At 73.3% G+C, this 20,284-nt stretch carries 18 protein-coding genes; 9 read left to right on the forward strand and 9 right to left on the reverse strand.

Translation table 11 applies throughout. The annotated features are described in order from the left end of the window. Positions 1–3 precede the first annotated feature (3 nt). The 8 genes from EDD93_RS13205 (at position 4) to EDD93_RS13240 (ending at position 8,303) form a co-directional block, all read left to right on the forward strand. Positions 4–927, forward strand: a complete 924-nt coding sequence (locus tag EDD93_RS13205) for a sugar phosphate isomerase/epimerase (RefSeq protein ID WP_123525335.1) — start codon at positions 4–6, stop codon at positions 925–927. Continuing rightward, complete coding sequence (locus EDD93_RS13210; protein ID WP_123525336.1) at positions 920–2,227, forward strand: M20/M25/M40 family metallo-hydrolase; 1,308 nt, start codon at positions 920–922, stop codon at positions 2,225–2,227. The genes EDD93_RS13205 and EDD93_RS13210 overlap by 8 nt, the downstream gene beginning before the upstream one ends. 54 nt (positions 2,228–2,281) lie before the next feature. Continuing rightward, positions 2,282–3,397 carry an Ldh family oxidoreductase gene (locus tag EDD93_RS13215; RefSeq protein WP_123525337.1) on the forward strand — a complete coding sequence of 372 codons (1,116 nt, stop codon included), beginning with the start codon at positions 2,282–2,284 and terminating at the stop codon, positions 3,395–3,397. A gap of 60 nt (positions 3,398–3,457) precedes the next feature. Beyond that, positions 3,458–4,771 (forward strand): Gfo/Idh/MocA family protein, encoded by a 1,314-nt coding sequence (locus EDD93_RS13220; protein WP_123525338.1) that lies wholly within the window; start codon positions 3,458–3,460, stop codon positions 4,769–4,771. Beyond that, positions 4,768–5,448: a phenylalanine--tRNA ligase beta subunit-related protein gene (locus tag EDD93_RS13225; protein ID WP_123525339.1), complete on the forward strand. Its 681-nt coding sequence runs from the start codon at positions 4,768–4,770 to the stop codon at positions 5,446–5,448. The genes EDD93_RS13220 and EDD93_RS13225 overlap by 4 nt, the downstream gene beginning before the upstream one ends. Positions 5,449–5,578: 130 nt before the next feature. Continuing rightward, positions 5,579–7,072, forward strand: a complete 1,494-nt coding sequence (locus tag EDD93_RS13230) for an anthranilate synthase component I family protein (protein WP_123525340.1) — start codon at positions 5,579–5,581, stop codon at positions 7,070–7,072. Beyond that, complete coding sequence (locus tag EDD93_RS13235; RefSeq protein ID WP_123525341.1) at positions 7,069–7,668, forward strand: aminodeoxychorismate/anthranilate synthase component II; 600 nt, start codon at positions 7,069–7,071, stop codon at positions 7,666–7,668. Before EDD93_RS13230 ends, EDD93_RS13235 begins: the two co-directional genes overlap by 4 nt. Continuing rightward, positions 7,638–8,303, forward strand: coding sequence for a flavodoxin family protein (locus EDD93_RS13240; RefSeq protein ID WP_123525342.1), 666 nt, complete (start codon positions 7,638–7,640; stop codon positions 8,301–8,303). Before EDD93_RS13235 ends, EDD93_RS13240 begins: the two co-directional genes overlap by 31 nt. A gap of 28 nt (positions 8,304–8,331) precedes the next feature. Here the strand turns inward: EDD93_RS13240 and EDD93_RS13245 are convergent, their stop codons facing one another. From EDD93_RS13245 to EDD93_RS13280, 8 genes are all read right to left on the reverse strand, one after another. Beyond that, positions 8,332–9,603: an amidohydrolase family protein gene (locus EDD93_RS13245; RefSeq protein WP_185092303.1), complete on the reverse strand. Its 1,272-nt coding sequence runs from the start codon at positions 9,601–9,603 to the stop codon at positions 8,332–8,334. 54 nt (positions 9,604–9,657) lie between these two features. After that, on the reverse strand, positions 9,658–10,368 hold the full coding sequence (locus EDD93_RS13250; RefSeq protein WP_123525343.1) for a prephenate dehydratase: 711 nt from the start codon (positions 10,366–10,368) through the stop codon (positions 9,658–9,660). Beyond that, entirely contained in the window at positions 10,365–11,777 is a 1,413-nt protein-coding gene (locus EDD93_RS13255; protein WP_123525344.1) for a phenylacetate--CoA ligase family protein, read from the reverse strand. Before EDD93_RS13255 ends, EDD93_RS13250 begins: the two co-directional genes overlap by 4 nt. A 187-nt stretch (positions 11,778–11,964) precedes the next feature. Beyond that, on the reverse strand, positions 11,965–12,615 hold the full coding sequence (locus EDD93_RS13260) for a phosphoribosylanthranilate isomerase (RefSeq protein WP_221217310.1): 651 nt from the start codon (positions 12,613–12,615) through the stop codon (positions 11,965–11,967). Continuing rightward, positions 12,612–13,880, reverse strand: a complete 1,269-nt coding sequence (locus tag EDD93_RS13265) for an MFS transporter (RefSeq protein WP_123525345.1) — start codon at positions 13,878–13,880, stop codon at positions 12,612–12,614. Before EDD93_RS13265 ends, EDD93_RS13260 begins: the two co-directional genes overlap by 4 nt. Further along, on the reverse strand, positions 13,867–15,144 hold the full coding sequence (locus EDD93_RS13270) for an acetyl-CoA carboxylase biotin carboxylase subunit family protein (protein ID WP_123525346.1): 1,278 nt from the start codon (positions 15,142–15,144) through the stop codon (positions 13,867–13,869). Before EDD93_RS13270 ends, EDD93_RS13265 begins: the two co-directional genes overlap by 14 nt. 37 nt (positions 15,145–15,181) lie before the next feature. Further along, a complete protein-coding gene (locus EDD93_RS13275; RefSeq protein WP_123525347.1) occupies positions 15,182–16,393 on the reverse strand; it encodes an ATP-grasp domain-containing protein in 1,212 nt (403 codons plus the stop codon). Beyond that, positions 16,390–17,406 carry a Gfo/Idh/MocA family protein gene (locus tag EDD93_RS13280; RefSeq protein WP_185092304.1) on the reverse strand — a complete coding sequence of 339 codons (1,017 nt, stop codon included), beginning with the start codon at positions 17,404–17,406 and terminating at the stop codon, positions 16,390–16,392. The genes EDD93_RS13275 and EDD93_RS13280 overlap by 4 nt, the downstream gene beginning before the upstream one ends. Before the next feature lie 306 nt (positions 17,407–17,712). Here EDD93_RS13280 and EDD93_RS13285 point away from each other — a divergent pair, with 306 nt between their 5' ends. Beyond that, positions 17,713–18,483 (forward strand): 3-oxoacyl-ACP reductase family protein, encoded by a 771-nt coding sequence (locus EDD93_RS13285; RefSeq protein ID WP_123525349.1) that lies wholly within the window; start codon positions 17,713–17,715, stop codon positions 18,481–18,483. Positions 18,484–18,584: 101 nt separating this feature from the next. Here EDD93_RS13285 and EDD93_RS13290 read toward each other — a convergent pair whose 3' ends face one another. Further along, positions 18,585–20,261: an NAD(P)/FAD-dependent oxidoreductase gene (locus tag EDD93_RS13290; RefSeq protein ID WP_123525350.1), complete on the reverse strand. Its 1,677-nt coding sequence runs from the start codon at positions 20,259–20,261 to the stop codon at positions 18,585–18,587. Positions 20,262–20,284 lie beyond the last annotated feature (23 nt).

Genomic DNA, 20,284 nt, shown 5'->3' on the forward strand with positions numbered 1-20,284 from the left:
GGGATGTCGGTAGCGAAGACCCCGGGCATCGCCGCGGACCGGCTGTGCGGCATCGGGGACGAGGCCGCCCCCGACCTGGCGGGCCAGCTGGCCATCCACCACGAACTGGGCATGGAGGCCGTCGAGTTGCGTACGGTCGACGGCCTCGGACTGCACGAGCTGCCGACGGGCGACGCGGCCGACCTGGCCCGGCGCACCATCGTCGCCGGTCTGCGGGTGCCCGTCGTCGACACGCCGGTGGGCTCCTGGTCCACCACCGTCGCCACCCCCATGGACGACGAGCTGGCGGCCCTCGAACGCTCCGCCAAGGTGGCAGCCCTGCTCGGCTGCGACCGGCTGCGGGTCATGTCCTACCCCAACGACGGCCGCCCCGAGCGCGAATGGCGCTCCGAGGCGCTGCGCCGGATGAAGAGACTGGCCCGCGAGGCCGAGCGGCTCGGGGTCACCCTGCTGCACGAGAACTGCCAGGGCTGGGCCGGCCGGAGCGCGGCGCACACCGTGCGGATGCTGGAGGAGGTCGCGAGCCCCCGGCTGCGGCTGCTGTTCGACACCGGCAACGGCCTCGCCTACGGCTACGACTCGCTCGACTTCCTGCGCGGGGTGCTGCCGTGGGTGGAACACGTACACATCAAGGACGGCGTCGGCTCCGGCGGAGCGGCCGAGTTCACGATGCCCGGCGAGGGCACCGCCCACGTCGTGGACTGCGTGAACCTGCTGGAGCAGCACGGCTACCGGGGCTACTACAGCCTGGAACCCCACCTGGCCCGCATCCCGCACCTGGGCCTGGCGGGCGACCCCGCCGCGCTGGCCGACGGCTACCGGGAGTACGCCCGGCGCTGCGCCGCACTGCTCGGCACCGCACAAAGCCGGGCCTTCATCGATTCCACGGACAGCCCCATGTACTGGGAGGGGAGCCACCATGGCTGAGACGGCCCGCACCACCCGCACCCGCGGCGGCCTCGACGCCGGCGACCTGGAGTGGCTCACCGACCTGATGGCCGTCGACTCGGTCTCGCCGCTGGAGGGCGGCCCGCTGGACGGGGCGGCCCGCGCGCAGCGCGTCTTCCTGGCCGGCGCCGCCGAGCGCGGCTTCCGCACGGTGCTGCACCGCGCCCCCGGGCCCGAACTCCTCGACCGCCCCGAGGTGCCCGCCCCGGTCCGCGAGGAGGCCGCCCGCGACCTGCCCGCGTTCCTGGCCGGGCAGCCCTCGGTGGTCGTCGCCCACGGGGCCCCGCAGCCGCAGGAGCGCCGCCTGGTCATCAACTTCCACGTGGACACGGTCGGCCCGCACGTGCCGCCGAAGCTGGACGGGCGGATCCTGTACGGCCGGGGCGCCGTCGACGACAAGGGCCCGGGGATCGCCGCCGCGGCCGGGGTCGCCGCGGCCTTCGCGCAGGACCCGGGCCTCGACGGCCGGATCGAGGTGCAGATCGCCTCCGTGCCCGGCGAGGAGGGCGGCGCGATGGGCACCTACGGCACCCGCGCGCTCGTCGACGCGGGGTTCACCGGGCGCCTGATGGTGTTCGCGGAGCCCACCGGCAACACCTTCATGGACGGCTGCACCGCCGCCATGACCCCCCGGATCACGGTCGACGGCCAGGACTCCACCGACGACCACCCCGGGGACGGCCACAACGCCACCGTGCTCCTGGGCTTCCTCGCGGACTTCCTCGCCCGCCGGCTCGGCCCGCTCGCCCACGGCATGGGAGCCAAGCTCTGCGTCTCGGGCCTGCACACCGGCAGCGCGCACAACCGGGTCTACGGCGGTGGGCAGCTGCTGCTCAACATCGCCTACCCGGCGACCGAACAGGCCGAACTGCTCGCCGCCTCCCTGGAGGTGCTGATCGAGGAGGCCCGGACCGAGTTCGCGCATCTGCACGCCCACGACCCGTTCAGCCGCCGCACGGTGAAGGACTGGCGCCGGATCGTCCGCCTGGACTGGCTGAAGCAGGGCCTGCCCACCCTGAACAACCGCGACGCCGATGCCGAACTCGTCCTGAACGACGCCGGGTTCCTCCGGCACGACGGACTGGCCGACGGCACCGCCTTCACCTGCGACGCGATCTGGGCGCCCGGCCCCGGCCGCTACGTGGTGGCCTGCGGACCGGGACAGCTCGACGCCAACGGGGCCCACACCGCAGACGAGTTCGTGCACCTGGACGACCTGGACACCTACGCCCGGCGCATCAAGGAACTGGTCCACGCCTTCGCCGCCCGCACCGCCTGACGCGCTCCCCCTCCCGCTCCCTCCCGCACGACCTCACCCGGAAAAGGATTCGCCATGACTGTCCGCGTCCCCCTCACCGAGCTCACCACCTTCGTCCAGGACGTCCTCACGAACTGCGGCCTGGACGCCGAATCGGCGCGCACCGCCGCCGACGTCATCACCTACGCCGACGCGAACGGCTTCACCACACACGGCACCAACGGGCTCGTGAACATCTACGCCCCCCGGCTGCTCGACGGCCGGATAGACGCCGGCGCCACCCCGCGCGTCGTCCAGGAGACCGCCGGGGCCGCCCTGCTCGACGGGGAGCGCGGGCTCGGCCTCGTCACCATGGACCTGGCCATGGACATCGCCATGGCCAAGGCGCGGCAGACCGGGATCGGCATGGTCGCCGTGCGCAACAGCACCCACTTCGGCAGCGCCGGCTACTACACGCAGAAGGCCGCGGCCGCCGGGCTGATCGGCCTGGCGATGACGAACTGCGGCGCCCAGGGCGTCGCCCCGCCGCTGGGCGGCACCGTGCGGATGCTCGGCACCAACCCGCTGAGCGCGGCCGTACCGGTGACCGAGGGCGCGCCGTTCGTCCTCGACATGAGCACCACGGTGGTCGCGACCGGGAAGATCAAGGCCGCCCACCGGGAGGGCCAGCAGGTCCCGCAGGAGTGGCTGGTGCGCCACGACGGCACCCCGACCTCGGATCCGGCCGACTTCATGGCGGAGGAGGCGGACGTCGCCTGGCTCGGCGGGCCCGCCTCGACCGGCGGCGCCAAGGGCTTCGGCCTCGCCCTGCTGGTGGACCTGCTCTGCGGCCCGCTCTCCGGCGCCGCCTACGGCCCCCGGCCCGGCGTGCTGAAGGGCGAGCCGGCCGGCGATGACAACGTGGGCCACACCGCGATCGTGATCGACCCCTCGGCGTTCGGCTCGGCACACGCGATCGCCGCCGAGAACCGCCGCCTGCTCGACACGGTCGTGAACTCCCCGGCCGCCGCGTACGCGACGCGGGGCGTCACCTACCCCGGAGCCCCCGAGGCCGAGCGGTACGCGCAGTCGCGCCGCGAGGGCGTCCTGCTGCCCGGACCGGTGGCCGACGGCCTGGTGGCCCTCGCCGGGCAGCTGGCCGTGCGGGCGCCCGACGCGCTGGCCGTGCGGGCCCTCGCGCCCGCCGCCTGAGGCAGCCGGACCCCGGCACCACCCCCCAACGACCGAGGAATCGGAAAGGACCGAACCGTCATGCGTATCGGAGTGATCGGACTGGGCGTCATCGCCCCCTTCTTCCTGCGGGCCATCGAGGACGACCCGGAGCTCCGGCTGACCGCCGTCTGCGATCTGGACCGCCGGAAACTGGCCGGATTCGCGCCGGAGACAGCCGTGTTCGCCGACCACCGCGAACTGCTCGCCTCGGGGCTCGTGGACGGCGTGGTGGTCACCCTGCCCAACCACGCGCACGCCCCGGTCGTGGCCGACGCCCTGCGGGCCGGTGCGCACGTCTGCTGCGAGAAGCCGCTGACCGTCCACGCCGAGGACGCGCACCACCTGGTACGGCTGGCCGACGAGTACGGCACGACCCTGTTCACCGCCTTCCACCGCCGCTACAACACCCATGTCCAGCAACTGGCGGACCAGTTGGCCGACCGGCAGGAGATCTCGCACGTCACCAGCCGCTACCAGGAGCGGATCGAGGAACACAGCGGCAGCGAGGCCTGGTACCAGGACCTCGACCGCTGCGGCGGCGGCTGCGTCATCGACAACGGCCCCAACGCGCTGGACGCACTGGAGACCGTGCTCGGCCCGCTCACCCTGACGGACGCCACGATCGGCGACGTCCGCTCCGGCGTCGAGTTCTGCGCCGAACTGCACCTGGCCACCCCCGACGGCATCCCGGTCCTGGTGGACCTGGACTGGGCCCTGGAGACCGGCGAGCGCAAGGACATCACCGTCCACCTCAAGGACGGCCGGCAGCTGAACGCCGACATGCTCGACGGATTCCAGGAGTTCAAGTCCTCCCTCGACCACGAGTACGCCGGGATCATGGCGGACTTCCACCGCACGGTCCGCGACGGCCGCAGCGGGCCGGACCGGGGCCCGCACATCGTCGATCTGGTCGAGGAGGCGTACGCCATCGGCCGCACCAGGGAGGAGCGGCTGCGGATGACCGGCAAGGAGCCTGCCGACGCCCATCTGGTGAAGCTGCTGTTCCACCGGCGCACCGACCGGGGCATGGTCCTGTCGCCCTGGCAGTCGCGCTGCGTGCGCGCCGGCGACGTGCACGAACTGGTCACCACCACCGACCGCCCCACCGCCACCGGGGACCGGGTCGACCACGTCGGGTTCCTGGGCTTCGCGGAGTTCACGGCGGCCACGGTGATCGACCGGGGCGACGTGGTGACGGGCCCGAGCGGGCCGATCGGACGGGTGGCCGGATTTGACGAGTGCCACGCGCCGAACCACTACAACATTCTCATCGACACCGAACGCGTCCTCACCGCAGAGGACTTGGACCTGAATACGCTGGACACCCTCACCTTCTCCGGAGGAACCCGATGACCGCCACCACACAGGGCACCCCCACCTTCCGCAGGGTCGCCGTGACGCCCGAGGCCCGCGAGCGGGTGCCCGGGGTGCACGTACTGACCCTGGAGGCGGACATCGGCGCCACCGGCCCCTCGGCGGCCGAGGCGGTCTGGTCCGAGGCCCACGCCCGGTGGAACGGCAGGAGCCGTGCCGAGGTGCGCGCCGCCCCCAACGTCGCCGCCTACCGGGAGCTGAGCCGGCTGCTCGGCACCCACCCGGACAAGCGGCCGCCCTCCGTACAGGCCCTGATCGACCGGGGGCTGCGGGCCAAGCCGCTGGGCGCCTGGCCGCAGATCAACCCGGCCGTCGACGCCGTCAACGCGGTCGCCGTACGCAGCCTGGTCGCGCTCGGCCTCTTCGACCGGGACGCGCTTGTGGGCGAGGTGGGGCTGCGGCTGACCGACGGCACCGAGGAGTTCACCGCACTCGGCGCGGACGGCCCGGTGACCCTGGAGGCCGGCGGCCTGGTGCTCGCCGACGAGGAGCGCGTGCTGTCGCAGTTCGCGCACCGCGACGGCGTGCACCAGGCGGTGACCGGCACCACCCGCCGGGTGCTGCTGCTGGCCTGCTCGGTCCCCGGCGTCAGCGAGGACACCTGCCGGGACGCGCTGCTGGAGGCCGCCGCACTCCTGCGCGGGACGGCGAACTAGCACCGGCCCCCGGGCAGGCGGCGAGTGGTCCGCCGCCACCCCGGGTCAGTGGACTGCTCCGCAGGTACGCGCAATTGGTTGGCTGGTGCCGAGCCACCCTCCGCCGCGTACCGGAAAGAGACCGCCCACGATGACCATCACCGCAGTCGAGCCCGCCGCAGCACCGCCCCGGGCGCACCCCGCACCCGTGCGGGTGAGCGTGGCGCGGACCCCGCTGCCGCCGCACGCCCCGCTCGCCCTGGCCACCGAACTGCGCCGGCTGCTCGGTGCGGACCAGGTGTTCCTCTTCGAGAGCCTGGCAGGCCCCGACGAGGACTGCCGCTTCGCAGCCGTCGGCGCCGAGGCCCTCGCCCGGATCACGGTGCGGGACGGACAGGCCGCGCTGGACGGGGCTCCCGGGCTGGTGGACCGGCTGCGCCCCCTCGTGGACGGCGCCGCCGGTGACGTACAGCGGCTGCTGGAGACGCTGCGCGGGGCCTTCGCCGTGGACACCGACGTACCGCTCGACAGCTACGCCTTCGGATTCCTCGCCGTGCTCGGCTACGAGGCCGCCTGGCACCTGGAACAGCTGCCGCCGCTCGGACCGGGCCAGGACCCGGAGATCACCCTCACCCTCTTCCGGCACGTCGTCAGCTACCACCTCGGCAGCGGCGAGAGTCACGAACTGCGCGCGCAGGCCGACGAGTTCGGCGGCACCGGACTGCTGGGCGACCGGCTCGCCGGACTGGTGCGGGCCCTGCCGGACCACGCCGAAACCCAGCCGCCGGCCGCGCCCCGGCCGCAGGAGGTGCGCCGCACCGTCCACCGCGAGGAGTTCACCGAGCGGGTGGAACGCTGCCTGGAGCACATCAGGGCCGGCGACGTCTACCAGATCCAGATCGGCCACCGCATCGAGGTGACGACGCCCCTGGCGCCCCTCGACGCCTACCGCCGGCTGCGCCGGAGCAACCCCTCGCCGTACATGTACCTGGTGCCGTGGGCGGGCCGCACCCTGGTCGGGGCCAGCCCCGAACTGCTGCTGCGGATCGAGGGCCGCACCCTGGCCATGCGGCCCATCGCGGGCACCATCGCACGGGCCGCCGACCCCGCCGAGGACGCCCGCCGGGTGGCCGCGCTGCACGCCGACGAGAAGGAACGCGCCGAGCACATCATGCTCGTCGACCTGTGCCGCAACGACGTGGCCAGGGTCTCCGTACCGGGCACCCTCGCCGTCGAACAGATGATGGAGGTCGAGCACTTCGCCCAGGTGCACCACCTCGTCTCCACGGTGAGCGGCCAACTGGCCGACGACGCCGACGTGTTCTCCGCGCTGCGCGCCACCTTCCCGGCCGGCACGATGACCGGCGCCCCCAAGGTCCGCGCCATGGAGCTGATCCAGGAGATCGAGGGCCGGCCGCGCGGCGCCTACGCGGGCGCGCTGGGCCTGATCGACCTGCGCGGGCAGGCGGCGACGCTCGCCCTGTGCATCCGTACCGCCGTCCACGACCCCGCCACGGGCACCTACACCCTCCAGGCCTCCGCCGGGGTGGTCGCCGACTCCTCGGCCGACGGCGAATGGGGCGAGACACTGATCAAGATGAGCGCCGTGTACTCCGCGCTGACCGGCGAGGTGCTCACCGCATGAGAATCCTGCTCGTCGACGCACGCGACAGCTTCGTCCACGTCATCGACCACTACCTGCGTCAGCAGGGCGCCCGCACCGACCTCGTCACCGCCCACGCGCACACCCCGGCCGAGCTGGCCGCCCGCCGCCCGGACGCCGTGGTGCTCGGCCCCGGCCCGGGGCACCCCGCCGACTCCGGCCACCCGGAGCTGGTGCGCCACTTCGCCGGCCGGGTCCCGCTGCTCGGGATCTGCCTGGGCCACCAGGCCATCGGACTCGCCTTCGGCGCCCGGATCGAGCGGGCCTCGCGCACCGTGCACGGCAAGACCAGCCGCCTCGACCACGACGGCACCGGCGTCTTCGCCGGACTCGCCGACGGCACCGAGGTAACCCGCTACCACTCACTGGCCGTCGCCGACCCGCCGCCGGACACGCTCGCCGTGACCGCACGGGCCCGGGAGGACGGCTGCGTGATGGGACTGCGCCACCACCGGCTGCCCGTCCAGGGCGTGCAGTTCCACCCCGAGAGCATCACCACCCGCACCGGACAGGCCTTCATCACGAACTTCCTCGAAGGGATACAGCCATGGCCGACCACGGTCCCTGGGCGTCGATAGCCGCCCTGAACGGTTCCGAGCGCCCCGACGGGCTCACCGGGCGGGTACTGCGCATGATGGCCGCGCAGGCCGCCGAGCACGGCGTGCACCTCGACGTGATCCCGCTCGCCGAGTACGACATCACCCCGTGCGGCCCGTGCGGCGACTGCAACGTGCGGCCGCTGCCCTGCGCCCAGGACGACGACGTGCCCGCCCTGGTGGACCGGATGATCCGGGCCGACGGCGTGCTGTACGCGGCGCCCGTCCACGGCTTCGGCCTGGCCGGCGTGATGCAGAACTTCATCGAGCGGGCCGGCGTCGGACACCTGCGCTTCGACCGCCCCCTCGCCAACAAGGTCGCCGGAGTCGTGGTCACCGGGCGCCGCTACAGCCACGACCGGGTCTACGGGCAGCTCATCGACAACGTCCTGCTCAACCGGATGATCGTGCCCGGAAGCGGCTTCCCGGCCTTCGTCCAGGACCAGTTCGCGCCGGGCGAGGACGAGGAGGGCCTGGCCGCCGCACGCGGACTGATGGACCGCATGATCGACCTGCTGCGCATCCTGCTGCTCCCGCACGCCGGCCGGGGCGACACCGCCCGGCTGCTGTCGCTGCCCCGCAACGAGAGGGCCGGACTGCTCAGCCCCACGGGGTGAACGGTCCGGCCCGGTCCAGCGGCCCGGTTCAGCGCACGGGCGGCGCCGCGGGTCCCGCCACATGGGCCCCGCCGATCAGCACCGAGCGCAGCGCGCCCCTGTCCTGGAGCACCGTCAGGTCGGCCGCCGGGTCGCGGTCCCAGACCACCAGGTCCGCCAGGCGCCCCGGCGCCACCACTCCGGCGTCCGCGCCGCGCCCCGCCAGCTCGGCGCCGTTGGCGCAGGCCCACTTGATGACGGTCTCGGGCGCGATACCGGCCCGCTCGACGTACATCACCAGCTCGTCCGCGTAGGTGCCGTGCGGGGTCCAGGCGAAACCGAAGTCGTCGCCGGGCACGATCTTCAGGCCGAGGCCCTCCGCCCGGGGCAGGAAGCGCAGGGTGTTCTCGATCTCGTCCTTGAAGTCGAGTGACTCCAGATAGTCCGGGGCCTTGCCGAACCGCTCGCCCAGGGCGAGCAGCCGGTCGGGCTGGAAGAGGCTGGGCACCACGAACACGCCCCGCTCGGCTATCTCGTCGAGCGCCCGGTCGTCCGCGTAGGTGGCGTGGTCGATGACGTCGACCCCGGCGGCCAGCGCGTTGCGGATGCCGCCCAGTCCCCGGGAGTGGGCCCGCACCCGGGCGCCGCGGCGGTGCGCGGTCTCCACGACCGTGGTCAGCTCCTCGCGGGTGAACAGGAGCTCGTCCGAGCGGGCGTTGGGGAAGGTGTCGTCGCCGGAGGAGAAGACCTTGATGATCTCGGCGCCCTCGTCGATCTCCTCCTCGGTGTACTTCACCAGGTCGCCGAGGACGTCCACCACCGGCATCAGGTCCCGGGGCATCCGCTCCTTCAGCTCGGGGGAGCGCCGTCCGGGCGGGCCCGACACCATCAGGTCGCGGCTGCACGGGGTGATGCGCGGGCCGCTGATGGCTCCGGCGGCGATGGCGTTCTTCAGCGCCATGTCGATCCCGGCGACCGAACCGGCCCCCACGAACGCGGTGTACCCGCAGGTCAGCAGGTCCGCCGCATGCCGGGCGGCGTGCATCGCGACCTCGGGCACCCGGTACTTGAACAGGGTTTCGCGGCCGGTGGTGACGTTCACGTACGCGATGTGGGTGTGCCCCAGCGTCATGCCGGGCAGGACGGTGGTCCCGGCCAGGTCCCAGCGGACGAAGTCGCCCTCGGCGGGCGCCCCGCCGGCCGGCAGGACCGCCTCGATGCGCTCGCCGTCCAGCAGCACCGACCGGGCGGGCAGCGAGGCGCGGCCCAGTCCCTCCTGGACGGTGACGTCGTGCAGCAGCAGCCGGCGGTCAGTGGTCACGATCAACTCCTGGGATAGCGGTGTTCACGGCGTCGTCCGGGGCGGGCGGGCGCCTCACGGGGTGGTGGCACCGGGCCGGGCGAGCACCGCGGGCCCGAACACCATCCAGACCATCGGGACGCCCGGCCGCGAGACCTGGAACTCCAGCCGGTGCGCGGCGCGTCCGGGTTCGTTGGTGACGGCGGCGTCCGCGCGTCCCTCGGTGACCAGCTGCGCGGCGTGCATGGTCGACTCGGCGGGCACCCAGGCGATCTCGTAGCCGCCCCGCCCGCCCTCGGCCCCGTCCAGGAGCTCCACCAGGCGGCGGGTCTCGTGCAGGGTCGCCAGGCGCAGGATGCCCTCGCGCAGTCCGGTGCGGTAGGAGGCGATGCCGTACTCGGGGGTCGGGCTGGAGAAGGTGGCGTCCAGTCGCAGCCGGGGCGACCAGAAGAACCGGGTCGCGCACTCGGCGGCCCCCGGCACCAGGGCGTAGGAGGGGCCGCCCCGGCTGCCGACGGCCGCGAGCAGCTCCTCGAAGGAGTCGTACGGCACGGCCTCGATCTCGGGTCCGCCCAGGTGGGCGAGCCGGTAGCCGAGGCGGCCCAGGGCGACCATCGAGGTGGTGCCGTCCGGCCCGAGGGTGCCGACCCGCAGGGTGCCGGGCCGCAGGAGCGGCGAGTGCGGTATTCGGGCGGGCTCCCACAGGATGGGGAACGGGGTCGGGTCGGACCGGTCCCCGGCGCCGCGGCGGCTGTGGCCGTGCGGGTGCAGCAGCGGCTCGGTCATGCGCGGTGCCCCCGTGCCCCGGCGAGCCGGCGGGCGGCGGCCGTCTCGTGGTCGACGGCGGTCCGCCGGTCGTGGATGCGTGCGGCCTTCCAGCTGACGAAGGCGCCGGTCGTGGTGACCGGGTCCAGCTCGTCGGGCAGTTCCACCCGGCAGCGCACCCCGAGGGAGTCCGCCACCCGCGCCGCGTGCGCGGCCGCCAGCCCGGGTTCGGGCCCGTCGGGCAGGTCGAGCCGGACGGTGATCAGGTCCTCGCCCTCCGCGTCCCGGTCGATGACGACCTGGTAGCCGTAGCTGTGGTCGATGCGCTGGAGCACGGCCCGCTCGATCTGCCAGGCCTGGAAGCTGCGGCCGCCGAGCACGATCCGGTCGCGGGTGCGGCCGACGACCCGCATCACCGGGCCCCGGATGCCGCAGCCGCAGTCGTTGCCGGCGAGTTCGACGAGGTCGCCGGTGCGGTAGCGGATCAGCGGTTTGATGCCGTCGATCAGCATGGTGACGACGAGTTCGCCGGTGCCCCGGTCGCCGAGCGCGGCGCCGGTGTCCGGATCGACCAGCTCCGCCACGTAGTTGGGCCGGGCCAGGTGCAGCCTGCCGTGTGCGCAGGCCGAGGCGACGACCAGGGTCTCCTGGGAGCCGTAGAGCGCGTTGTAGGTCCGGGCGCCCCAGGCCTGGTCGATCTGCCGGGCCAGGTCGGGCGTGCACATCTCACCGGTGACCAGGAAGACCTTGACGCCGAAGTCGCGCCGCGGGTCGAGGCCCTGGGCACGGGCGGCCTTGGCCAGCGAGAGCGCCACGTTCGGGGTGCAGAACACCACGTCCAGGGCCAGGTCCCGGATCAGCTGGAGCGCCTTGGGGAAGCCGATGACGGGGGAGTACGGCCAGATCTTGGCGACGGCCGAGCCCACGTTGCGGGCCACGTCCCCGAGGGTGTCACCGAGCGAGTGCACCTCGGTGGGGCCCATCACGCCGACGCGCGGGGCCCGGTCGCCGAAGACGTCCGCGAAGATGTTCCGCCAGCTCTCCGTCACATGGGCGTTGGAGGCGATCACCTCGCGCGCGTCGCGCGGGCAGGGGGTGGCCGGCCCGGTGGTGCCGGTGGTCTCGTAGTAGAAGCACGCCTCGTCGAGATCACGGCTGAGGATGTCGGACATGGCCGTGCGCAGATGGTCCTTCGTGGTGAAGGGCAGCGCGCTCAGCCCGTCGAGGGTGAGCGCGTCGGCGCGCACACCGGCCAGGTGCCGGGCGTAGAAGGGAGAACCGCCCTGGGCGAGCGCGACGACCTCGCGCAACTGCCGCTGGGCCCACGCACGCCACTCGTCCTCACCGAGTTCGCCCGCGGTGTACCGGTCGTGCAGGGCGAGATAGCGCTCGGTGAAGTCGTGGTGCTTCCCGGAAGCGGGCAGCCACATGGATCCCCCTGGTGGTTCGGCGGTTGAGGTGGACGAGGTGCCGTGCACCGGGAGCGTGCCCGGGTGCTCCCCTGCGCGTCCGGGAAGCGGCCATCCGATAGTGCGGGCCGCGTCCATCCGTCCTCAATCCGCCTTAGGAGGCAGTCCGTCCGCACTTGGAGGCAGCGCGGCGGCGGGGTCGCGATGCCTACCCGAGCGCCTTGGCCCCGGTCACGAACCGCTCGATGAGCGCCGGGTCCTTCACCCCCCGGGAGCTCTCGACGCCGCTGGAGACGTCGACCCCCCAGGGCCGCAGGCCCGCCACCGCACCGGCGACGTTGTCCGGGGTCAGCCCGCCGGCCAGCAGCCACGGGCCGTCGGGGGCGCCGCCGAGCGCGGCCGGGTCCCAGCGCTCGCCCGAACCGGGGCTGGGCGAGTCGATGATCAGCAGGTCCTCGCCGTACGCACCGCTCTCCAGCGGGGCCCCGCTCCCGGGCGACGCGGCCCGGATCAGCCGGAACCCGTCCGAGCGCAGCGCCGCGAACGCCTCGGGCGGCTCCGAGCCGTGCAGCTGCACGGTGTCGACGCCCGCGTCGGCGGCGGCCCGGCGCACCTCGTCGAGCGGCTCACCGCGGAACACGGCGACCGTGGCGGTGCCCGCAGGCACCGCACCGGCCAGCGCGCGGACGGCGGCCGGGGTGACCTGGCGCGGGCTCGGCGTGAGGACGAAGCCGATCGCGTCGGCCCCGGCCGCGACGGCGGCCGCCACGTCCTGCGGGCGGCTCAGGCCACATACCTTGACGTACACATCTGCCTCCTGGAAGCGGAACGGGAAACGGTTCACCGTACGGCGGCTCATGACCGTACGGCGGTGCGGGAGCACAGGAACGCCAGGGCGCCCGCGGTCAGCCCGCCCGCGGTCACGGCGAGTGCGGCACGCGGCCCGACCGCCGACGCGAGCAGCCCGCCCAGCAGGCCGCCCAGCGGGATCACCGCCCAGGTCAGGAACCGGAAGGTGGCGCTGACCCGGCCGATGAGCTCGGCGGGCACGGTCGCCTGGCGCAGCGTGATCGAGTGGATGTTGAAGATCGCGATGCCGAAGCCGTTGAGTACGTACCCGACGCCGAGCAGCAGATGGCCGCTGCCGGAGGCGGGCGCCAGCGGCAGCAGCAGGGTCGAGGCGGAGGCCACCACCATGCCGAAAACCATCGTCCGGCCCACCCCGAGCCGCGCGCCGAGCCGGCCTGCGGACAGTGCCCCGGCGAACGCGCCGAGGCTGCCGACCGCGATGATCACGCCGAGACCGGCCGGGCCCAGGTGCAGCTCCCGGATGCCGTAGAGCGGGAAGACGACCAGGACGACGTCCCAGAGCAGGTTGTACAGGGACGCGTGCAGCATGATCACCCGCAGCAGCCTGCTGTGCAGCGTCATGCGCAGCCCGGCGGCGATCTCCTTGCGTATGGAGGGGCGGGCACCGTCCGGGCGGGCCGGCCGGGTCTCCGGGGTGCGGATGCGCAGCAGCATGGCGGCCGCGAAGAGGTAGCCCAGGCAGTCGACCAGGATCGCGACGGGTGCGGTGAGCACCTGGATCAGGGTGCCGCCGAGCCCCTGCCCGGCGGTCTCCGCGACCGAACGGCTGGCCTGGAGCTTGCTGTTGCCCTCGACCAGCTGCTCCTTCGCCACGAGCGAGGGGACGTACGCCTGGTAGGCCACGTCGAACAGGGCGGTGAGCACCCCGGTGGCGAACGCCACGGCGCACAGGGCCCAGACGCCGAGACCGCCCAGCCAGGCGAGCAGCGGCACCGCGGTGAGGATCGAGGCCCGTCCGAGGTTGGCGGCGATCAGCAGCGGGCGGCGGCGCACCCGGTCGGCGAGCACCCCGGCGAACAGGGTGACGCACAGCACCGGCAGGTACTGGGCGCTGTTCAGCAGCCCCAGCTGGGCCGGGCCCGCGTCGAGCAGCACGATCGCGGCGACCGGCAGGGCCAGTTCGGTGACGCGGGACCCGAGCAGCGAAACCGTCTGCCCGGCCCAGAGCCTGCGGAAGTCCCGGTGGTGCCACAGCCCGCGCGGCGGTTCGGGGGCCTGCTGCCCGGCCCGGTCCAGGAGCTCAGAGGACGACATGGGCCGCCTCCCGGGCTGCCGGTCCCCGGGTGGCGGCGGAGTGCGCGTCGAGCGGGTGCCAGTCCAGGCGGTAGGCGGCCAGCGTGTGCCGGATCGCCTCCTCGACCCGGGCGGAGGTGGCCGCCCGGAACCGGAACGTGCCGGCGGTGTGCACGGCGCCGCCGTTGCCGCTGAGCACGGTGCCGGGGGGCGGCAGCGTCTCCGCGTACAGCTCGGGCACCCGGTCCACCAGCGAGGTCACCGACTCCACGACGGCCGGGCGGACCGGCGGTTCGGGCATCATCAGATACCCGGCGACCGGTCCGGACAGGTCCATCGGCTCGATCCGCAGCTCCTCGCCGAGCTGCACCAGCGCGGAGGCGGCCACCAGGTCGATCCCGTAGACCTCCTGCCAGACGTAGCGGACCTGGCCGCCGCCGGCGCGTGCCCCGATCTCCAGGAACACCAGGTCGTCACCGTCGGCGTGTGCGGTGCGGAACACCTCCAGGTGGAACACGTCGTCGGTGAGCCCGAGCGCGGCGCAGACCCGCTCCGCGAAGACGGTGATCCGCTCCTCGAACTCCGGGTCGTCGTTGGCGACCGAGCTGAAGGCCGTACCGGTGGCGAAGTCCAGGCAGCTGGCGCCGCAGCGCCAGGACCGTGAGGTGAGCAGCTCGCCGCCCGACACCACGCCGTCGATCTGGTAGAGCACCCCGTCGACGAACTCCTCGCACTGGGCGTCGGACAGGTCGGCCTCGTCCAGCAGCGCCTCCAGCCCCTCCCGGGAGCGCACCACGTGCACCCCCTGGCTGTCGGCGCCCGCGCGCGGCTTCAGGACGAAGGGGTAGCCCTGGAGGGCGGCGAACTCCCGTACCAGGGCGGCCGTCGGCGTCTCCCGGAACTCCGGGACCCGCAGTCCGGCCGCCGCGACCAGGCCCTTCATCACGACCTTGTCCCGTACGGCGGCGACCTCCGCGGGGCCGCGCCCCGGGATGCCGAAGTGCCGGCGGATCTCGCCCGCCGCCTCCAGGTCGAACTCGGAGAGCGCCAGCACGTGCGTGAACGGGCCGTACAGGCCGATCAGCCTGGCCGTCTGCGCCAGGACTTCGGCGGTGTCGGTGAGATCGGACAGCACCCGCACGGATTCGGCCAGTTCCTCGTCGAGCGGCCGGCGGCCGGCGGCGGTGGTGAGATAGGCGTAGCGGTCGGTGGTGTGGTCGAGGTAACGGTGGTACTCCGCGAAGGAGTTGGCCCAGCGGTTGAGGATCAGGACATGGCGGTTCATCGGTTCTCCGGATGGTCGGGACAGACGTGCGGGTGGCTCAGCTGAAGGTCACGGCGCGCTCGGCACGCCGCAGCACCCCCGCGGTCTCCCAGTACGAGGCGCCCGCGGCGAGCACGTAGCCGAGCCGGCCGGCCGAGCTGCCGGGGTCGGGCAGCGCACTGCCCGGCGGCAGGAGGACGCCTATCTCCCGCACCCGGGGATCGGACTCGATCACCGGGTCGACGCGGAATTCGCGGTAGGTGTCCAGACCGGGCCGCAGGAAGTAGCGGATACCGGCACGGGTGCCGGTCCGGCGCCCGGCCGGTGCGGGGTTGGGCAGGCCCAGGTAGCAGCGCAGCATGATCTCGTACAGGTCGTGGCCGCAGGCCAGGCGCAGCAGGTCGGGGATGCGGTCGCCGGGCAGTCTGGCCGCGACCTCCATCAGCAGCGGGCCGCGCGCCGACATCCGCAGCTCGGCGTGGAACGGGCCGATGCCCAGGGCGACGGCCTCCAGCACCCGGACGGTGTAGGACCTGATCAGGCGGGCGGTCCGCGCCTCCAGCCGGGCCGGCACGATGTGCCCGACCTCGACGAAGTGCGGTTCGGCCCCGAGGATCTTCTCGGTGATGGCGAGCACGTGCACCCGGCCGTCCTCGACGTACCCCTCGACGCTGTACTCCGGCCCCTGCACGTACTCCTCGACCAGCACCAGGCCCAGCCCCCGCGAGCCGTTGCCCCGGCCGGAGCGCAGCGCCTTGCGGAACGCGCCGACGGCCTCCGCCCCGGAGCCCACCCGGCGCACGTCGAGGCTCCCCGACTGGTCGACCGGCTTGACCACGCACACCGGCCCGAGCTCCGCGTACGCGGCGGCGGCGGACCGGGCGCCGGAGACGATCCGGTACCGGGGCTGGTCGAGCCCCGCCGCGTCCAGGGCCCGGCGCATCCGGTGCTTGTGGCGCAGCGGCTCCACACCGTCCGGGGCGATGCCGGGCAGGCCGAGCGCGGCCGAGGCGTGGGCGGCGAGCGAGACGAAGTGCTCGAAGCCGGGCAGCACGGCGTCGAGCGGGGACTCGGCGTGCAGGGCGCGGATCAGGTCGAGCGCGGCGGCCCGGTCGAAGGTGTCCGCGGTGATCACCCGGTCGGCCTTCCCCTGGTCCTGGCCGGGCCCGGTGGCGGAGCTCAGGACGATGACGGTGTGCCCGAGTTCGTGCGCCCGGGTCACCAGCTCCCGCCCCGAGGAGCGGGGCTCGATGATCAGAACGGTGCTCATGCCGCTTCCTGCGGGGCGGTGGTGCCGGAGCCCGCGAACGCCGCGGCGCGCGCGGTGTCGAGCAGCTCCATGGACTCCAGGTGCAGCGCGAGATCGCTGCGCGGCGCCGGGCGCTCGCCGCGGAAGTGCTCGTAGGCCTGCTCGATGAACCGGGTCAGGGGTGCGTCCTGGACGACCTTGCGGACCGGGCGTCCGGCGATGCGGACCTGGCCGAAGTCGTCGTCGCCGGAGACGGGGTAGTCCGCGACGAGGGTGCCCTCGGAGCCGTGGATGTGCAGCCGGCGGCGGCGTACGGGCGAGGCGAGGTCGGTGTACAGCGTGGTCCGGACGCCGGAGGTGTGCAGCAGCTTGACCTCGGCACCGCCCATCCTGGCGAGCCGGCCGAAGGGCAGTGGCAGGTCCCAGCCGCGCGAGCCGGTGACCTCGGCGACGGACCCCGCGAGGTGCAGGGCCAGCAGCAGCTGGTGCGGCAGCTCCACCTCGAAGGCGCTGCCGTGGCCCTGGGTCTGCAGCGAACGGCGGAAGCGCGGCTTGCTCTGCTCCATGTGGTACGAGACCGGCTCACCGATCGCCCCGGAGGCCACCAGCTCCTCCGCGGCCTCGGTGACCCGGCTGGCCGGCCAGACGCTCATCGGCAGCACCACGGACCCGGTGGCCTCCGCCAGATCCACCAAGTGGGCGGCGTCCTCGACGGTGTTGGCGATCGGCTTCTCCAGGATGAAGCGCTGGGCGCCGACGCGCAGGAGCTGCTCCATGCAGTCCCGGTGCGCGTTCGGCGGCACGGCCACGTGGAAGACGGCGTCGGCCACCCGGTGCCCCTCCGCCCACAGCTGCGCCACCGCGCCGCGGATGTCCGGTACCCATTCCCCGCCGATCACCTCGGCGGGACGCGGGTCGACGGCGATCACCAGCGACCGGCCGCCGGTGAGGTCGCGCAGCGCGCGATGGTGCAGATCGCGGCCCGCGTGCCCGTAGCCGACGATGACGGAAGGTGAATTGCCTTTCTTCCTCATCTGTTTACCGCCCTTCGCTGTCGTAGTGAAAAGAGACTCGCAGCGGTCCGGTGGATGCATCCAGGCCAATTCCCGTGACCCTTGCCGGACCACTTGGGAACGGCCCGGCCGGGCGCGGTGATGCCCCCAAAGGAACACGGCGGGACGCCGAGGTGGCATCGGAAGTCCGGCCGTGCGGCCGGTTCTGCTGGATACGCTTGACCGGCTATTCGGTATGTGCCGTTCCGTGCCAGGAATTCGCTGTGCGTCATTCGGCGCCCACGGAATTGCCGCGTCCGTTAATTCATCTGGATAAGGAGACAAACGATGACCCTCGAAGGCCGGGCAGCTCTGGTCACCGGTGGTTCCCGCGGCATCGGGCGGGCCATCGCGCTCCGTCTCGCGGCCGACGGTGCCGCCGTAGCCGTGAACTACCGCTCCCGCAAGGACGAGGCCGAACGCACGGTCGAGGAGATCACCGCGCTGGGCGGACGGGCCATAGCCCTCCAGGCCGACGTGGCGGACCCCGACGCCGCCCAGCGCCTGGTGGACGAGACCGTGGCCGGCCTCGGCGGGCTGCACATCCTGGTGAACAACGCCGGAGTGGCCCGCGACGGGCTCGTCTTCGACCAGTCGCCCGGGGACTGGTGGGAGGTGCTCCGGGTCAACATCGGCGGCGTCTACCACTGCACCCGGGCCGCCTCCGGGCACTTCATGTCGCAGCGCGAGGGCAACATCGTCAACATCTCCTCGGTCATGGGCGAGGGCGGCTGGGTCGGCCAGTCCAACTACTCGGCCTCCAAGGGAGCCGTCAACGCCTTCACCCGGGCGGTCGCCGTCGAACTGGCCCGCTTCCAGGTCCGGGTCAACGCGGTCCTGGCCGGGTTCACCGCCACCGACCTGATCGGCGCACTGCTGGAGAAGGACGGCGGCCGGAGCATCAAACGCCAGCTGCCGCTGCGCGAGTTCGCGACGCCCGAGCAGGTGGCCGGCGCGGTGTCCTTCCTGGCCGGCGAGGACTCCTCGTACATCACCGGCGAGCTGCTGCGCGTGGACGGCGGCTGGGCCGGCCAACTGGGCCTCGGCCGCGCCAAGTAGCACCACCGGCCGCCCGCGCGGCCGCGTACCGGAACCGAACGGCAGGCGGGCCCCGTAACCACCCAACTGGTTACGGGGCCCGCCTGCCGCTGTCCGCCGGTTCAGCCGATCCGGGCCAGACCCCGGGCGCCCTGGCGGCGGGCGCCGCGCGAGACGGCCAGCGGGTCCCAGCCCTGCGCGCGTTCCGGGAGCAGGTCCGGATCGCCGAGCAGCGCGCCGCCGTGGACCTCGGCCATCAGGGCGCGGCCCAGGATCTGCCCGGCCAGCACCATGCCACCGACCGCCGAGCCGGTGATGCCGGTGCCGTGACGGGTGTTGGTGCCCACCACGTGCAGCCCCTCGATCGTGGTGCGGGTGTCGGGGCGGCTGCCCGTACCGCCCCACTGGGCCAGCCCGTACGGCGTCCCGCCGGTGGCCAGCGTGTAGCGCTCATGCGTGATCGGGGTCGCCGTCTCCAGGTGCACGATGTGGTCCCGGAACGGGCCGAGCACCTCCTCCGCCGCGCTCAGCATCGACGCGGTGAGCTCGGCCTTGCGTTCCTGGTAGCCCCCGTTGCGCCGGTAGCGCTCACCGGCCGCGGGCCCCTGGTTCACCCCCCAGTACTCGTAGCCGGGCGGACACAGCGTCATCACCTGGAAGTTGCTGTGCCCCGGCGGGCAGACGGCCGCCGTGCCCGGGTCCTTCAGCGAGGCGAACGAGGCGAACAGGAAGGGCACCGGGCTGATGCTCTCCCTCTCCAACTGCTCGTAGTAGCCCTCGATGTCGTCGTCCCGGTACCACCACAGATTGGCGTTCGGACGGGCCGGCAGCTCCTTGTCGAGCGCCACGTAGAGCGTGGCCAGGGGAAGCGCCATCTTCGCCTGCCGGGTCCGCGACACCACCCGGCGCCCGAAGTGCTCCTCGCCCACGAGGTCCAGCACGGTCCGCGAGTAGTCCGCGTTCGACACCACCAGCGGAGCCCGGTGGACCTCGCCGTCCGTCATCCCCACCCCGGTGACCCTGCCGTCCTCGACGAGGATGCGCTCCACCCGGCTTCTGGTCCGCAGCTCCCCGCCGTGCGCCTCCAGCCCCTCGACCAGCGCCGCCGCCAGCACCTGGCCGCCGCCCTCGGGGTAGTAGGCGCCCCGCAGGTAGTGGTCGGTGACGGCCGCGTGGGTCGAGACGGTGGACTGGCGCGGCCCCATCCCGTAGTTGGGCGACTGGGCCGCCAGTACGGTACGGGCCCGCGCCGACAGCCCGCAGTGGTCGAAGAGCTCACTGAGCGTCCGGCGCCCCCACTCGGCGGTCACCGGCGTACGGGCCAGCAGGTCCGCCAGCGAGGACTCGCCCTCCGACAGCATCATCGAACGGGTCTCGGTGGCGACCGACCGGCAGATCCCGGTGAACAGGGCGATGCCCGCGCTCTGGCCGGGCAGCGCCGCCGTGAGCCGCTTCGTGTACGCCTCCCAGCCGACCGGCACGTCCACCGTGAGGCCCGGGATCTCGATCCGGTCGAAGCCGTCCCGGTCCATCTCCCGGTAGGCCACCCGCCCGCCGAGCCCCAGACCGGAGAAGATGGCCGGCAGCACTCCGCCCGGCCCGCAGTCGCCCAGGTAGTGGACGCCCACGTCGAACTCGTAGGCCCGGCGGCGGCGGAAGACATGACTGTTTCCCCCCGCCACGTCGTGCTGCTCCAGCACGAGGACGCGACGGCCGCTCACAGCCAGGTACGAGGCGCACACCAGGCCGCCCATGCCGCTCCCGACGACTATCGCGTCCCACTCATCCCGCTTCACCATGGGGCTCAACCGTCCTGTTCTTG

Source organism: Streptomyces sp. 840.1 (assembly GCF_003751445.1).
GTDB lineage: Bacteria > Actinomycetota > Actinomycetes > Streptomycetales > Streptomycetaceae > Streptomyces.

Excerpts from the sequence above, each read along its gene's own strand:
- EDD93_RS13205 (WP_123525335.1), top strand. The coding sequence starts at position 4 with ATGTCGGTAGCGAAGACCCCGGGCATCGCCGCGGACCGGCTGTGCGGC.
- EDD93_RS13210 (WP_123525336.1), top strand. The coding sequence starts at position 920 with ATGGCTGAGACGGCCCGCACCACCCGCACCCGCGGCGGCCTCGACGCC.
- EDD93_RS13215 (WP_123525337.1), top strand. The coding sequence starts at position 2,282 with ATGACTGTCCGCGTCCCCCTCACCGAGCTCACCACCTTCGTCCAGGAC.
- EDD93_RS13220 (WP_123525338.1), top strand. The coding sequence starts at position 3,458 with ATGCGTATCGGAGTGATCGGACTGGGCGTCATCGCCCCCTTCTTCCTG.
- EDD93_RS13225 (WP_123525339.1), top strand. The coding sequence starts at position 4,768 with ATGACCGCCACCACACAGGGCACCCCCACCTTCCGCAGGGTCGCCGTG.
- EDD93_RS13230 (WP_123525340.1), top strand. The coding sequence starts at position 5,579 with ATGACCATCACCGCAGTCGAGCCCGCCGCAGCACCGCCCCGGGCGCAC.
- EDD93_RS13235 (WP_123525341.1), top strand. The coding sequence starts at position 7,069 with ATGAGAATCCTGCTCGTCGACGCACGCGACAGCTTCGTCCACGTCATC.
- EDD93_RS13240 (WP_123525342.1), top strand. The coding sequence starts at position 7,638 with ATGGCCGACCACGGTCCCTGGGCGTCGATAGCCGCCCTGAACGGTTCC.
- EDD93_RS13250 (WP_123525343.1), bottom strand. The coding sequence starts at position 10,368 with ATGACCGAGCCGCTGCTGCACCCGCACGGCCACAGCCGCCGCGGCGCC.
- EDD93_RS13255 (WP_123525344.1), bottom strand. The coding sequence starts at position 11,777 with ATGTGGCTGCCCGCTTCCGGGAAGCACCACGACTTCACCGAGCGCTAT.
- EDD93_RS13260 (WP_221217310.1), bottom strand. The coding sequence starts at position 12,615 with ATGAGCCGCCGTACGGTGAACCGTTTCCCGTTCCGCTTCCAGGAGGCA.
- EDD93_RS13265 (WP_123525345.1), bottom strand. The coding sequence starts at position 13,880 with ATGTCGTCCTCTGAGCTCCTGGACCGGGCCGGGCAGCAGGCCCCCGAA.
- EDD93_RS13270 (WP_123525346.1), bottom strand. The coding sequence starts at position 15,144 with ATGAACCGCCATGTCCTGATCCTCAACCGCTGGGCCAACTCCTTCGCG.
- EDD93_RS13275 (WP_123525347.1), bottom strand. The coding sequence starts at position 16,393 with ATGAGCACCGTTCTGATCATCGAGCCCCGCTCCTCGGGGCGGGAGCTG.
- EDD93_RS13280 (WP_185092304.1), bottom strand. The coding sequence starts at position 17,406 with ATGAGGAAGAAAGGCAATTCACCTTCCGTCATCGTCGGCTACGGGCAC.
- EDD93_RS13285 (WP_123525349.1), top strand. The coding sequence starts at position 17,713 with ATGACCCTCGAAGGCCGGGCAGCTCTGGTCACCGGTGGTTCCCGCGGC.
- EDD93_RS13290 (WP_123525350.1), bottom strand. The coding sequence starts at position 20,261 with ATGGTGAAGCGGGATGAGTGGGACGCGATAGTCGTCGGGAGCGGCATG.